9 protein-coding genes are annotated in these 14,535 nt (G+C 63.4%); 6 read left to right on the forward strand and 3 right to left on the reverse strand.

Annotation, left to right across the window (positions count from 1 at the left end; translation table 11 throughout):
- Positions 1 to 86: 86 nt before the first annotated feature.
- The 3 genes from NKH03_RS06200 to NKH03_RS06210 form a co-directional block, all read right to left on the reverse strand.
- Positions 87 to 878: a TIGR02186 family protein gene (locus NKH03_RS06200; protein ID WP_352967634.1), complete on the reverse strand. Its 792-nt coding sequence runs from the start codon at positions 876 to 878 to the stop codon at positions 87 to 89.
- The gene (locus tag NKH03_RS06205; RefSeq protein ID WP_352870183.1) at positions 878 to 1,801 is read right to left on the reverse strand and encodes a sulfite exporter TauE/SafE family protein; all 924 of its coding nucleotides are present in this window, start codon (positions 1,799 to 1,801) and stop codon (positions 878 to 880) included. The genes NKH03_RS06200 and NKH03_RS06205 overlap by 1 nt, the downstream gene beginning before the upstream one ends.
- Positions 1,802 to 1,993: 192 nt before the next feature.
- The gene (locus NKH03_RS06210; protein WP_352967635.1) at positions 1,994 to 6,001 is read right to left on the reverse strand and encodes a peptidoglycan-binding protein; all 4,008 of its coding nucleotides are present in this window, start codon (positions 5,999 to 6,001) and stop codon (positions 1,994 to 1,996) included.
- A gap of 453 nt (positions 6,002 to 6,454) precedes the next feature.
- Between NKH03_RS06210 and NKH03_RS06215 the strand changes: the two genes are divergently transcribed.
- The 6 genes from NKH03_RS06215 (at position 6,455) to NKH03_RS06240 (ending at position 14,534) form a co-directional block, all read left to right on the forward strand.
- Complete coding sequence (locus NKH03_RS06215) at positions 6,455 to 6,913, forward strand: MerR family transcriptional regulator (protein WP_352967685.1); 459 nt, start codon at positions 6,455 to 6,457, stop codon at positions 6,911 to 6,913.
- 321 nt (positions 6,914 to 7,234) lie between these two features.
- On the forward strand, positions 7,235 to 9,046 hold the full coding sequence (locus tag NKH03_RS06220) for an acyl-CoA dehydrogenase (protein WP_352967636.1): 1,812 nt from the start codon (positions 7,235 to 7,237) through the stop codon (positions 9,044 to 9,046).
- Positions 9,047 to 9,159: 113 nt separating this feature from the next.
- Positions 9,160 to 10,329 (forward strand): acyl-CoA dehydrogenase family protein, encoded by a 1,170-nt coding sequence (locus NKH03_RS06225; RefSeq protein ID WP_352875824.1) that lies wholly within the window; start codon positions 9,160 to 9,162, stop codon positions 10,327 to 10,329.
- 29 nt (positions 10,330 to 10,358) lie between these two features.
- Positions 10,359 to 11,567 carry an acetyl-CoA C-acetyltransferase gene (locus NKH03_RS06230; RefSeq protein WP_352967639.1) on the forward strand — a complete coding sequence of 403 codons (1,209 nt, stop codon included), beginning with the start codon at positions 10,359 to 10,361 and terminating at the stop codon, positions 11,565 to 11,567.
- A 14-nt stretch (positions 11,568 to 11,581) separates the two neighbouring features.
- A complete protein-coding gene (locus NKH03_RS06235) occupies positions 11,582 to 13,801 on the forward strand; it encodes a 3-hydroxyacyl-CoA dehydrogenase NAD-binding domain-containing protein (protein ID WP_352967640.1) in 2,220 nt (739 codons plus the stop codon).
- 82 nt (positions 13,802 to 13,883) lie between these two features.
- Positions 13,884 to 14,534 carry a S24 family peptidase gene (locus tag NKH03_RS06240; RefSeq protein WP_352870189.1) on the forward strand — a complete coding sequence of 217 codons (651 nt, stop codon included), beginning with the start codon at positions 13,884 to 13,886 and terminating at the stop codon, positions 14,532 to 14,534.
- The last annotated feature ends 1 nt before the right edge of the window (position 14,535 follow it).

The raw sequence follows: 14,535 nt of genomic DNA on the forward strand, positions 1-14,535 counted from the left end.
GAACGGATTCAGGCGACGCGCTTTAGGTTTTGATTCGATGCATGTCGTTTTCCCAAAACCGGGGGCCACTTTTGGGCGACATTGCATTAGTCTCGCCGGAAGATCAGCCTTCCGAGCCAGCCTGTCAGCATGGCCAGCGATATGGCGAAGACGCCATAGAGGAAGGAATAATTGTGCGCGACACGGAAGATCGACTGTTCGAAACCGGATTTGCGGATTTCGAGCTGCGCCGAGCTTTCCTTGATGAACAGGCCGCTCTTGAACAGGAAGGCGCGCGCCTTGTGGGTGCCGACCGGAACATTCGGCGCCAGCCTGACGGTGGCGCGAAACAGGTTCTGCGACAGGAATTGCACGCCGCCGACATTCTCGCTGTAGAGGCCGGTCGCCGACTTGCGCTCCCGCAATGCAGCGGTGAATTCCTCGATCGTCGCCGGGCTGTCGCCGGCATCGGCGGGCTGCATGTAGAGGTTGGAGGCGCCGAGCGACAGCTGCTTGTAGCTGTTGGGTTCGGTGATGTCCTGCAGCGGTCGCGTCGTCGCCACCGAATAGGACATCGGGACGTTCTCGAAGGTCTCGGAGTCCAGATTGACCCAGACGCCGAGCACCCGGTCCTTGCGGCGCACCACCACCGGTTTGGGCGGACCTTCGAGCACGACGATGACATCGTAACGGCCCTGGCGCGCGACGAATGGATCGGGATTTTCCAGCGAACCGAAGATGGTCAGGTCGGCGCCGGAAAAGCCGGCGGTGATCGAGACATTGTCGGTGGAGAGCCCGATCTGAATGCCTTCCGTCAGCGGGATCTGTGCCTTCGCCGGCACGGTGGCCGCAAGGAAAGACAGGTAAATGGCGGTTGCGAACGCGTTCGGAGCCCTCATCAGTTGAGGCCCGTGGCGGACAGCGAATAGAGATTGGGCGGGGTGACGAAAAGATCGATGGCCAATCGTATCGCCACCGCCAGCACCAGCAGCGCCAGCAAGGCCCTGAGCTGCTCGCCGCGCAGCCTCTGGCCGGCCTTGGCGCCATATTGCGCGCCGGCGACGCCGCCCGCCATCAGCAGGAAGGCCAGCACGACGTCGACCGTCTGGTTGGTAGTGGCATGGACGAGCGTCGTGTAGGCGGAGGTGAAGATGATCTGGAACAGCGAGGTGCCGATGACGACATTGGTCGGCACTTTCAGGAGGTAGATCAGCGCCGGCACCATGATGAAGCCGCCGCCGACGCCCATGATCGACGATAGGAAGCCAATGCCGGCGCCAAGGCCAAGCACCGGGATGACGCTGACGAACAGTTTTGATGCCCTGAAGCGCATCTTCAACGGCAAGCGATGGATCCAGTTGTGCTGTCCGGATTTCTTCAGCACCGGTGCCGCGCCGCTGCGCGTGGCGCGTAGCGCATTGACGCTTTCGACCAGCATCAGCCCGCCGACGGTGCCGAGCAGCACGACGTAAAGCAGCGAGATGAACAGATCGAGCTGGCCGAGGCGGCGCAGGAAGGCGAAGACGTAGATGCCGCCGGTGGAACCGATGATGCCGCCGGCCAGCAGCACCCCACCGAGCTTGAAGTCGAGCGTCCCTCGCTTCATGTGCGAAAGGACGCCGGAGACGGAGGAGGCGATGACCTGGTTGGCGCCGGTGGCGACCGCGATCGCGGGGGGTATGTTGTAGAAGATCAGCAGCGGCGTGATGAGGAAGCCGCCGCCGACGCCGAACATGCCCGACAGGAAACCCACCGCCGCACCCATGGCCAGCAGGACGAAGACGTTGACGGAAATTTCCGCGATCGGGAGATAGATGCCCACCCGTCAGTCTCGATCAGTTCTGCCTGTCGGTGAATGCAACCGTTGCGGGCATCTTGGCCCGACAAGCCAATTCGTTCTTGCGCCGGAGGTGCCGCGAAGTCAAACCACGCTACGCCGCCGAAACAAAAAACATCTCAATCAGTTAACAGGCAAATGTGTGGCAAGGGCGTCGTGGAAGCGACGCCTCTGCCGTTATTTGCGCGCCAGCAGCGCCTTGACCAGTTTTTCATCGACCTCGCCGGTCGCCGGCATCTTGTTGTCGGTCTGGAAAGCCATGATCGCGGTCTTCGTCTTCTGGCCCATCTTGCCGTCGGTGCCGCCGGCATCGTAGCCATTCTTGTTGAGAATGCGCTGGATGTTCTGGACGGCCTTCTTCATGTCGATACTGGCCGTCGTCTGCGGTGCGCCGTCCTGCCAGGATTCGGGAACGTCGGCCGAATTGGCCGCCGCGTCCAGCGGCTTGGGCTTCCACAGTTCGACTGCGGCGCGGGCGCGTTCGAGCTGCTCGGGCCGCAGCGCATTGGCGATCTCGTCACGCTTGGCCGCCGCATCCTTGTCGCCGGTCTTGGCGACGAGCGCGAACCATTTGTAGGACTCTTCAAGATTCTGCTTCATGCCGACGCCCTTGGCGGCGAGGATGCCGAGATTGAACTGGCTGTCCTTGACGCCGACGTCGGCCGCCGCCTGGAACCAGTGCGCCGCCGATTCATTGTCGGTCACGCCGTCCGCGGCCATGGCGAACAGCACGGCCAGATTGTGCATGCCGCTGGCGTTGCCCTGCTCGGCGGAAAGCTGGTACCAGGTCTTCGCCTTCTTGATGTCGCGCGCGACACCGATGCCCTTTTCGTAGAAGTTGCCAATGCGATATTCGGCCGGCGCGAAGCCGAGTTCCGCCGACTTCTCGTACCATTTGGCAGCTGCCGCCATGTCTTCCTTGACGCCGCGCGACTCAGCATAGCGCGAGCCGATCTCGAACAGCGCCTTGGCATCGCCACTGGCGGCGGCATCGCGCAAGGCGACCGGGCCGGCGTCAGCGGGAATGTCGATCTTGGCCGTGGTCGCCGCCGGCGAAGCATCCGTTGGCGGAACCGCGCCCGTGGTGTCCTTGGCGGCGGCCGGCTGGGCCGTCATCGGCTGGGTGCTTGTGTCGGCATCGCTTGTATCCGTGGCGGTTGAAACAGTCGGGCCCGGGGCAGTCGTGGCCGGCGCGGTCGAAGCTGTCGTGTCGGCCGTCGCCGCGTTGGCATCGGCGGGCGTAGCCGAAGCGACGGGGGCAGGAGCCGGCTCGGCTGCCGGCGCGGCATCCATCGACGGCTCGGCGCCTGGCGGCGTCGCCATCGTGCCTTGCGCCGCCATGTCGTCGTTGGTTGCCGGTTCGGACGGCTCGGCCTGTCTCACGGTACGATCCGGCGCGCTTTCCACTGCCGCGGGCTGAACGTCTGTCCGTGGCTGGCCAGCGGCGTCGAATGAGGCGGTTTTCACCGGCTGCGAGGCGACGATCGGCGCGACGTCGTTGCTCGCCACCTGGGCGGGATCGGCGAAGAAGGCCTTGCTCAGTTGCAAGGCGCCCAGCGCCAGCAATATCGCGGTTGTCCCCATCAGGATCGGCTTGCGCCGTGCCTTGAGCAGCTCGCCGATCCGCAGCGCCTTCACCGGTCCGGTTATTGTCGACTGGCGCTTCACCGCGTCGGCCTCGGCGGCGGCTGCCTGCGCCGCGCGCCGGGCCGCGGCGATGAAATCCGATTTCGCGGCATCGGTGTCGCTGGGCTTGGCCGGCTGGCCGCGCTCGTCGCGCACACGCTTCATGATGGCGTTGAGGTCAGGTGCGCCGGAGCCGGGCTCCAGCGGCCGGTTGGCCATTTTCGGATCGAGCGGCTCGTCGAGATCGACGCTCGGTACAGGGGCACTCGGCGCCGAGCCGGCCAATGGCGGAATGTCCGCCTCCTTCTTGCCCTTGAATGCGCGGGCCAGGCTGCCGAACATTGATTTGCGGCCGCCCGCCTGTTCGCTTTTCTCGGCAATCGGGTCGGAGCCGAGCGCCGCCATGGCCGCAGCAGCGGCGGCCTCGGCGGGCGTGCGAGTGCCCAGGCCCAGGCCGCTGCGAGCGCCCGGCTCGTTGCGGGGGATCGCGGCGGCGCGGCCATCGAGATCGGCCATGTCCCCAGTCAATGGCAAGGGCTGATCGATATCCATCGACGGCGGCTCGACGGCCATCTTGGGTCGCCGGGCGCCGCGCCAGTTGCTCGGTTCGGCCGGTGCCGCATCCAGCAATTCGCTCATCGCCTCGATTGGCTCGCTGGGCTCCAGCGAACCCAGCCGGTCGACGATCTTGAGCAACGTGTCGTGGATGGCCTCGAACGTTCGCGAATTGCGCTCGTCGGAGCGGCGCGTCAGCGTTTCAAGCGTCTTCAAATCCTGGGCAAGGCCGGAAACGGCCGTCGTGTTGGCACTCGAACCGGCCAGCGATCGCACCGCGTTCTCGGCCGCTTCGCGCGCCGCGCCGAGGATGGAATCACGGGTTCCGGCCAGCGACTTCTCGATTTCGTTGAGGCGCGGGCTGATGTCCTCGAATTCCGGCAGCGGCGTGCTGGGCCTGGAAAGATGGGCGGACAGGCCGGCGACCTGCGCCTCCAGGCTGCGGATCAGCGCCGGATCGATGCCGGCCACCTGCGCGGCCGACGCATCCAGCCGGCTTGAAATGTCTTCGAGCCGGCTTTCCAGGCCGCGGATCGCCGCTTCGCCGATGGGATCGGGAACACGCGTTTCCATGCGCTTGGCCAGCGCGGTGAAGCGGGCATCGATGGCATCCATGATGCCGGCGCTATCGACTTGCGGCATCCGCTGGTCAAGCCTGTCGGCAACCTCATCAAGCCGGCGTTCGAGATCGCGAAACAGCATGTTGCCCTGTTCGATGGCGTCGCCCTGTCGGCGTTCCATCATGCCCGACAGCACGTCGAAGCGTTGCTCCAGCCCGTGGAAGATGTAGTCGGCGTCAGGCATGGCGGGCGCCTGGTCGATCTTGTCGGCGATGAGTGCGATCTGCTTGGCCAGGCGCTCCATTGCCTGCTCGGGTAGATTGGCACGGCCAGCGAGCTCGTCGACCCGGCTCGATAGGGTGCTCAGCCGGTCCATGACCGCGTTGTCGGGCCGATCCTGCGCCACTTCCTCGATCTGCCGGGCAAGCGAGTCGATCCGCTTCTCGATGCGCTCGAAGGCCTCGTGGTCGAATGAATTGGCTTGCGCCGCGACCGTCGATGCAACGATGGCGCGGGAAATCTCGTCCAGCCGCTCGTCGATCATGCCAAGCGTGTCGCTGCCGCGATTGTCCTGCTGGCTGGCGAAGTGATCGACGGCGCCGGCAAGCGTGCGCACCTTTTCCTCCAGCGAGCGTAGCGACAGCGATTCCGGCAGGTTGTTGACGGCATTGCTGATCTGCTCCAGCCGGTCGGTCAGCATGGACAGGCCTGGATCGTCCGAGCGCTTGCGCTGATCGGCGTCGACGCGGTCCTCGAAAGCCGTCCAGCGGCGATCGAAATCGTCCCAGCGGCGGTCGACCTTCTGCACGCTCTCTTCACGTGCCAGCGTGTCGATCGCGGCTTTGACCTGTTCGAGCTCGAGTCGCAGCATGTTGACGCTTCTGTCGTCGCTCTTTTCGGCCAACGTCTGGATGGCGCCGGAAAGCCGTTCGAATTCAAGGCCGAGTTCGGCGCTGCCCTTGGCCGAGGCACCTGGCCTGGCGCCCGACTGGAAAGCCCGCTCGATGTCCTTGCGCAGTGCTTCGAATTCACGCTGCAGCCCGGCGGTCATCTGGTGGCGCAATTCCTCGCGCATGCCGCGCAGTTCACCGGCGATCTTGCCGACCATGGCAACGCCGTCTTCCTGACCGCGCACGCGATCGATGTCGCGGGCAATGGCCTGGTAATTCTGCCCGAAAGCGGCGGCTCCCTGCATCGGGGTCTTCGGGCGCGGCGCGGGCTGCGGATCCTCATACCAGCGCTGCTGGCTGGCGGGTCGGGCGGCGGGATAATGTGCATCGGCGCCATATTGACGGGGATCGGGACGTGCCATCGGGTCCTCGCGCGTCCGCTCCAGCCGCTGCTCCAGCGTTTCCAGCGACCGGTTCAACTGGTCAAGCGCGGTCTGCGGCCTGCGCTGCCTGCCGGCGTTGAGTGTGTCGAGATAGGACCGCTTGCTGTTCATAGGTGCGTCCGTCTTTCAGAATGGCTGGCTCGCGGCCAGTTCCCTCAAGTCCCTGTCGGAACGAGGCGACCGGCGGCTATGCCGCGGTGGAAGACGAGCTTCCCGGGTTCTCACCCGCGCTCCGAAAAACCGTGAAAAATTCGATACAGGATAAACACGGGTAGCCGACGCGCTCACATTTCCCCCAACGTGGTAAACAACGCGTTAACCAAACTTAAGAAATTGAAAGGATGTTGGCTCGCCTGACGGTGCGGCATAAAGTTCGGACCGCGGAACGCCCTTGCGTCATGAGTCGGCAATCGGTATAGAATTGACGTAAACGTAAAAGGCGCGTCGAGCGTGCTTTTTTGCGATTTGTTTGTTGAAACCACGACTGGAAGCAGGCCCCCGCTTCCAGTCAGGCGACACACGGTCTAGGACCGCGACGCCATCAGACGGGGAAAGCCAGTGACTATGAAGCTTATCTCGGCCGGCGAGACCGCGGCCAATACCAATATGTCCGTCGAAGCCGGCGAGGACCTTGTCCGCATCGGCGAGATGGCAAAAAAATACGGAGTGACGCTGCGCACGCTGCGTTTCTACGAAGACAAGGGCCTGCTCAACCCGCGGCGTGACGGTTCGACCCGTCTCTACACGCGCCGCGACAAGGCCCGGCTGAAGCTGATCCTGCTTGGCCGCAAGGTCGGGTTCTCGCTGCGCGACGTCAAGCAGATGATGGATCTTTACGATCCGACCGGTTCAAACACCAAGCAGCTGCGGCTGGCGTTGGACAAATCGGAAAAGCAGCTTGCCCGCCTGCAGAAGCAACGGGCGCTGATTGACGACGCCATCAACGAGCTGAGCGGCTCGATGTCGGCGGTGCGCCGGATGCTGGCCGAGCGGTCCGCACTGCAGGCGAGCGCCGCCAGCTAAAGCAATTCCAGGAAAAGTGCGAAACGGTTCTTCCGGGAAGGCGCGTAGCGCTTTACCTTCGGAATTGCGTCAAGCTGTAAATCATCCGCTGATTGTCTGATTATCAAAGCCGCGCGGCTTTCGTTATCCTCGCCCGCCTATGCAAGCGCTGCCGCGCCGCTACGGCCATTACCGCAAAGGGCGGGAAATCTTGTCGCATCGAAAAAATTGACGTTTACGCAAACGTCAATTTTTGCTATCCCGCTCCCAGCATCGGTCCGCATGCCGCCCCCGGCTTATAATCGGGGCGTTCGGACCGGGTTCGCAGGGTGGAGAAAACGCATGCCGACATACAGGGCTCCGGTCCAGGATACGCTGTTCGTGCTCAACGAGGTGCTGGGCTACCAGCGCTATTCGAACCTTCCCGGATTTTCCGACGCCACACCCGATGTGCTCGAGGCGATCCTCGCCGAAGGCGCCAAGCTCGCCGAAAACGTCATGCACCCGTTGAACCGTGTCGGCGACATGGAAGGCTGCGTTCGCCACGACGATGGTTCGGTGACGACGCCGAAGGGCTTCAAGGAGGCCTTCAACCAGTATCGCGAGGGCGGCTGGATGGGACTGGCCGCACCGGTCGAGTTCGGCGGCCAGGGCCTGCCCTACGCCGTACACACTGCAGTCTCCGAATACATGGTCTCGGCCAACATGTCGCTGATGATGTATCCGGGCCTGACGCAAGGCGCGATCGCGGCGATCATCACCCACGGCACCGACGAGCAGAAGACCCAGTGGCTGCCCAGGATGATCGAAGGCGCCTGGACCGGCACCATGAACCTGACCGAGCCGCATTGCGGCACCGATCTCGGCCTGCTGCGCACCAAGGCGGTGCCGAACGGCGATGGCACCTACAAAATATCAGGCCAGAAAATCTTCATTTCCGCCGGCGAACACGACATGTCGGACAACATCGTCCATCTGGTGCTGGCCCGCATCGAGGGCGCGCCGGAAGGCGTCAAGGGCATCTCGCTGTTCATCGTGCCGAAGCTCATGCTCGACGCATCGGGCAATCCGGGCGCCAGGAACACCGTCTCCTGCGGCTCGATCGAGGAGAAGATGGGCATCCACGGCAATTCGACCTGCGTCATGAACTATGACGAGGCGCAAGGCACGCTGCTCGGCGAGGCCAATGGCGGCCTGAAGGCGATGTTCACGATGATGAACGAGGCGCGCCTCGGCGTCGGCCTGCAAGGGCTGTCGCTTTCTGAGATCGCCTACCAGAACGCTGTCGCCTACGCCAAGGACCGCCTGCAGGGCCGCTCGCTGTCGGGGCCGAAGGCGCCCGACAAAAAGGCCGACCCGATCATCGTCCACCCCGATATCCGCCGCAGCCTGATGACCATGAAGGCCTTTAACGAGGCCGGTCGCGCGCTGGCGCTGTGGACGGCGATCAAGTCCGATATCGCCCACCGCTCCGGTGACGACAAGGACCGCCAGGCCGCCGACGACTACACCGGCCTGATGACGCCGGTGGTCAAGGGCGTGCTCACCGACAAGGGCTTCGACCACGCGGTGATGGCGCAGCAGGTGTTCGGCGGTCACGGCTACATCGAAGAGCATGGCATGAGCCAGTTCGTGCGCGATGCCCGCATCGCCATGATCTATGAAGGCGCCAACGGCATCCAGGCGCTCGACCTCGTCGGCCGCAAGCTCGGCCTGAATGGCGGCCGCGCCGTGCAGGCCTTCTTCAAGGATGTCGGCGAATTCTGCGAGGAGAACCGCTCCGATGAGAAGATGGCGCCGTTCACCAAGGCCTTGAAGAAGGGTCTCAACGATCTGCAGGCTGCGACCATGTGGCTGGTGCAGAACGGCATGGCCAAGCCCGACAATGCGGGCGCCGCCTCGACCGACTATATGCATCTCTTCGGCCTTGTCGCGCTCGGCTACATGTGGGCGCGGATGGCCAAGGCGGCTCTTGGCAAGACGGGCGGCAATGGCGCCCAATCCTCTTATGAAAACAACGTGGCCTTCTACGACAACAAGGTCGTGACGGGGCGCTTCTTCATGGAGCGGATCATGCCGGAGACATCAGCGCATCTCGCCCGCATTTCGAGCGGCGCCGACACGCTGATGGCACTGCCGGCGGAAGCGTTCTAAAGTTGGTTTCCCTCCCCGTGAGGGGAGAGTGGCCCGAAGGGCCGGGTGGGGTCCTGCGTAAAGCGCGCCGACCTCAACTCTGAAGATGCGCTCTGGGAGGAGTATCATACAGCATGACCAACCCAGCCGAAATCCTTGGCCTTCCCAAGCCCGCCTGGGCGGCGGACGAGGTCGGCATGCTCTACGACATGGCGCACCGCTTCATGTCGGAAGAGATCGCGCCGCGCTACGACGAGTTCGAAAAGAACGAGATGGTCGACCGCGAAAGCTGGCTGAAGGCCGGTGCGGCTGGCCTGCTCTGCGCCTCGATGCCGGAGGAATATGGCGGCTCTGGCGGTACCTTCGCGCATGAGAGTGCCATCATCGAGGCCATCGGCCATGTCGGTGTCGATGGTTTCGGCATCGGCCTGCACAATTCGATCGTCGCTCCTTACATCCTCCATTACGGCTCCGAAGAGCAGAAGAAGAAATGGCTGCCGAAGCTGGCGACAGGCGAGCTGATCGGCGCCATCGCCATGACCGAGCCCGGCGCCGGCTCGGACCTGCAAGGCGTCAAAACGCGGGCCGAGAGGGATGGCAACCAGTACAAGGTCAACGGTTCCAAGACCTTCATCACCAACGGCCAGCTGGCAAACTTCATCATCATCGTCACCAAGACCGATCCGGAGAAGGGCGCCAAGGGCACCTCGCTGATTGTCGTCGAGACCGACGAGGTCGAAGGTTTCCAGCGTGGCCGCAACCTCGACAAGATCGGCTTGAAGGCCAACGACACATCGGAGCTGTTCTTCAACGACATGCGCGTGCCGACCTCCAACCTACTCGGCCACGAGGAAGGTCAGGGCTTCGTCCAGCTGATGCAGCAATTGCCGCAGGAGCGGCTGCAGATCGGCACCGGCGCAATCGCCATGATCGAGCGGGCGCTGGCGCTGACCATCGACTACGTCAAGGAGCGCAAGGCGTTCGGCAAGGCGATCATCGATTTCCAGAACACCCAGTTCAAGCTGGCCGAGCTCAAGACCGAGGCCACCATTGGCCGCGTCTTCTACAATGATTGCGTCACTCGCCACATCAATGGCGGCCTCGATCCCGTGACCGCATCGATGGCCAAGTATTGGCTCAGCGACCTGCAGGGAAAAGTCGTCGACGAATGCCTTCAATTGCATGGGGGCTATGGCTACATGAATGAATATCCGATCGCCCGCATGTTCCGCGACGCCCGCGTCCAGCGCATCTACGGCGGCACCAACGAGATCATGAAATTGCTGATCGGACGCTCGCTCTGAGCAGCGTCGGATAAACCAAGGAGCAAGAGATGGCCGAAGCTTATGTCTATGACGCCGTGCGGACGCCGCGCGGCAAGGGCAAGAAGGACGGATCGCTGCACGAGGTGCCGGCGGTGCGGCTTGCCGCCAAGACGCTCGAAGCGCTGCGCGACCGCAATGGGCTGGACACCGGCACTGTCGACGACATCATCTTCGGCTGCGTCGATCCGGTCGGCGAGGCGGGCTCGGTCATTCCGCGCGCCGCCGCCTTCGAGGCCGGCTACGACACCAAGGCGCCCGGCATGCAGATCTCACGCTTCTGCGCTTCCGGGCTCGACGCCATCAATCTCGGCGCCGCCAAGATCGCGCAGGGCGCCGACGAGATCGTCATCGCCGGTGGCGTCGAATCGATGTCGCGCGTCGGCATGGGTGCCTCCGGTGGCGCCTGGTTCATGGATCCTTCGGTCGGCCTGCCCGGCTGGTTCGTGCCGCAAGGCATCTCCGCCGACCTGATCGCCACCAAATACGGCTTCAGCAGAGACGACGTCGACGCCTATGCGGTCGAGAGCCAGAAACGTGCCGCGAAATCCTGGGCCGACGGCTGCTTCAAGAAGTCCGTCATTCCGATCAAGGACCAGAACGGCCTGACCATTCTGGACCATGACGAGCATATGCGCCCGTCGACCGACATGCAGTCGCTGGCCTCACTCAACCCGTCCTTCATCATGCCTGGCGAGATGGGCGGCTTCGATGCCGTCGCCGTGCAGAAGCATCCTGAGGTGGAAGAGGTCAACCACGTCCACCACGCCGGCAATTCATCCGGGATCGTCGACGGCGCGGCGGCCGTGCTGCTCGGTTCGAAGAAGGCCGGCAAGGCGATGGGCATCAAGCCGCGCGCCCGCATCCGCACCTTCGCCAACATCGGCTCCGAACCGGTGCTGATGCTGACCGGCCCGGTCGACGTCACCGAGAAGCTGTTGAAGCGCGCCAAGATGAAGCTGTCCGACATCGACCTGTTCGAGCTCAACGAGGCCTTCGCCTCGGTGGTGCTGCGCTACATGCAGGCGTTCGACATTCCGCATGACAAGATCAACGTCAATGGCGGCGCCATTGCCATGGGCCATCCGCTCGGCGCCACCGGTGCAATGATCTTGGGCACGGTGCTGGACGAACTCGAGCGTCGTGATTTGAACACCGCCTTGGTGACGCTGTGTATCGGTGCCGGCATGGGCACCGCAACGATCATCGAACGCGTCTGACGGGGAGAGAAACGATGAGCTATACAAATTTCACCCTCGACGTAGACGCCGACGGCATTGCGCTTGTCACCTGGGACATGCCTGGCCGATCGATGAATGTCTTCACCGAAGAAGCGATGCGGGAACTGAACGCCATCGTCGATCACGTGACGGCTGATGCCGCTATCAAGGGCGCGGTGATCACCTCCGGCAAGGATACCTTCTCCGGCGGCGCCGACATCACCCTGCTGCAGAAGATGCTGACGACCTTCGCCGCTGAAAGGGGAAAGGACCCCGAAAAGGCCACCAAGGCCCTGTTCGACAATGCCGGCATCATGACCGGCCTGTTCCGCAAGCTGGAGACTTGCGGAAAGCCGTGGGTGTCGGCGATCAACGGCACCTGCATGGGCGGTGCCTTCGAACTGTCGCTGGCCTGCCACGGCCGTGTCGCCGCCGATAGCGACAAGGTGAAGATGGCGCTTCCCGAGGTGAAGATCGGTATCTTCCCCGGCGCCGGCGGCACCCAGCGCGTGCCGCGGCTGACCGACCAGCAGCAGGCACTGCAGATGCTGACCTCCGGCCAGACGCTGTCGCCGCAAAAGGCCAAGTCGATGGGCCTGATCCATGAGATCGCCGAGCCGGCAAGGCTGGTCGATACCGCCAAGGCGATGATCAGGAACGGCCTGAAGCCGGTGGCGCCGTGGGACGAGAAGGGCTTCAAGCTGCCCGGTGGCCAGATCTATTCGCCCGCCGGCTTCAATCTGTGGCCGCCGGCCATCGCGATACTGCGTCGCGAGACATACGGCAACTATCCGGCCGCCGCCGCGATCCTCAAATGCGTCTATGAAGGCCTGCTGGTGCCGTTCGACACCGCCTTGCGCATCGAGCAGCGCTATTTCACCGAGATCATGCGGACCAGGGAAGCGGCGGCGATGATCCGCTCGCTGTTCGTGTCGCTGCAGGAACTGAACAAGGGCGCGCGCCGCCCAGCCGGCGTACCCGAAACCAAGTTCAAGAAGATCGGCATTCTCGGCGCCGGCTTCATGGGCGCCGGCATCGCCTATGTCACCGCCAAGGCCGGCATTCCGGTGGTGCTGCTCGACCGCGACATGGAGTCGGCCGCCAAGGGCAAGGCGCATTCCGACAACCTGATCTCGGATCAGGTGAAGAAGGGCCGCGCCAAGCCGGAGGACAAGGACAAATTGCTGTCACTGATCACGCCGACGGCCAACTATGCCGACCTTGCCGGCTGCGATCTGGTTGTCGAGGCGGTGTTCGAGGATTCGGCCGTCAAGAAGAGCGCCACCGAACAGGCGGAAGCCGTGTTGAAACCATCGGCGATCTTTGCGTCGAACACCTCCACCATCCCGATCTCGGCGCTGGCCAAGAATTCGGCGCGGCCGAAGAATTTCATCGGCATCCACTTCTTCTCGCCAGTCGACAAGATGATGCTGGTCGAGATCATTTTGGGCAAGAAGACCGGCGACAAGGCGCTGGCCACGGCGATCGACTTCGTCCGCGCCATCAAGAAGACGCCGATCGTCGTCAACGACACGCGCGGCTTCTACGTCAACCGCTGCGTGCTGCGCTACATGTCGGAAGCCTACAAGATGCTGATCGAAGGTGTCCCGGCGCCGATGATCGAGAATGCCGCGAAAGCCGCCGGCATGCCGGTCGGACCCCTGGCGCTGACCGACGAGACGGCCATCGACCTTGCCCAGAAAATCATGAAGCAGACCATCAGGGATCTCGGCGACAAGGCGGTCGATCCGAAGCAGATGGCGCTGATCAACACCATGGTCGACGATCACGGCCGCTTCGGGCGCAAGAACGGCAAGGGTTTCTACGATTATCCGGCGAAACCCGCCAAGAAGAAGCTGTGGCCGGGGCTCAAGGATCTCTATCCGCAGCTTGCGCCCGAGAAGGTCGACTATGAGGAGCTGCAGCAGCGGCTGCTGGTCACCATCGCGCTGGAGGCGGCCCGGGTGATGGAAGAGGGCATCGTCACCGACCCGCGCGAGGCCGATGTCGGCTCGATCCTGGCCTTCGGTTTCGCCCCTTACACCGGCGGCGCGCTGTCCTACATCGACGGCATCGGTGCCAAGGGGTTCGTCAAGATCGCCAAGAGCCTGCAGAAGAAATACGGCGCCGAGTTCAAGGCGCCCAAGCTGCTGCTCGACATGGCCGAGAAAGACGAGAGCTTCTACCAGCGCTTCAATCCCTATGCGAAGGGCGAGACCAGAAAGGCGGCATGAGGCAGCCCTGGACTGTGGACAAGACGGTGGCTCGGGGTTAGAACGGAAAAGGTATTTTTTCCTGTTTGAAGGAGAGCAAGACATGCTCTCACATGACCGTGTCTGGGCCGCCATCGATGCTCTTGCCGAGCGCTATTCGCTTTCGGCCTCGGGTCTGGCCAAGCGCGCGGGGCTTGATTCCACTGCCTTCAACAAGTCGAAGCGTCTGTCGTCGGATGGTCGGCCACGCTGGCCTTCGACCGAATCGCTGGCCAAGATCATCGAGGCGACGGGCGCTTCGCTCGACGAATTCACCGGCCTGATCGAAGGCCGGGCCGGGATCCGTCATGGCGCCTCGATTGCCCGCGGAAGCTCCGTGCCGTTGCTCGGCTTTGCCCAGGCCGGCGCCGGCGGCTTCTTCGACGATGCCGGTTTTCCGGCCGGTCAGGGTTGGGATCTGGTCGAACTGCCGGCGCAATCGACGGAGAGCTCCTATGCGCTGCAAGTGCAGGGCGATTCCATGCTGCCGCTCTACCGCAATGGCGATATCCTTATCGTCGAACCGGGCGCGATCACCCGCAAGGGCGATCGCGTCGTCGTCAAGACCACTGCCGGCGAGGTCATGGCCAAGGTGCTCGAGCGCCAGACCGTTAAGTCGATCGCGCTGGTCTCGCTCAATCCCGACCATCCCGACCGCGATATTCCCATGCGCGATGTAGAATGGGTGGCGCGGATTGTGTGGGCAAGCCAGTAGG

This window comes from Mesorhizobium sp. M1406 (genome assembly GCF_040317555.1).
Lineage (GTDB): Bacteria > Pseudomonadota > Alphaproteobacteria > Rhizobiales > Rhizobiaceae > Mesorhizobium.

Bases quoted from the DNA above. Each gene is read 5' to 3' on its own strand.
- NKH03_RS06230 (WP_352967639.1), top strand. From the start codon at position 10,359: ATGGCCGAAGCTTATGTCTATGACGCCGTGCGGACGCCGCGCGGCAAG.
- NKH03_RS06200 (WP_352967634.1), bottom strand. From the start codon at position 878: ATGAGGGCTCCGAACGCGTTCGCAACCGCCATTTACCTGTCTTTCCTT.
- NKH03_RS06215 (WP_352967685.1), top strand. From the start codon at position 6,455: ATGAAGCTTATCTCGGCCGGCGAGACCGCGGCCAATACCAATATGTCC.
- NKH03_RS06210 (WP_352967635.1), bottom strand. From the start codon at position 6,001: ATGAACAGCAAGCGGTCCTATCTCGACACACTCAACGCCGGCAGGCAG.
- NKH03_RS06240 (WP_352870189.1), top strand. From the start codon at position 13,884: ATGCTCTCACATGACCGTGTCTGGGCCGCCATCGATGCTCTTGCCGAG.
- NKH03_RS06235 (WP_352967640.1), top strand. From the start codon at position 11,582: ATGAGCTATACAAATTTCACCCTCGACGTAGACGCCGACGGCATTGCG.
- NKH03_RS06225 (WP_352875824.1), top strand. From the start codon at position 9,160: ATGACCAACCCAGCCGAAATCCTTGGCCTTCCCAAGCCCGCCTGGGCG.
- NKH03_RS06220 (WP_352967636.1), top strand. From the start codon at position 7,235: ATGCCGACATACAGGGCTCCGGTCCAGGATACGCTGTTCGTGCTCAAC.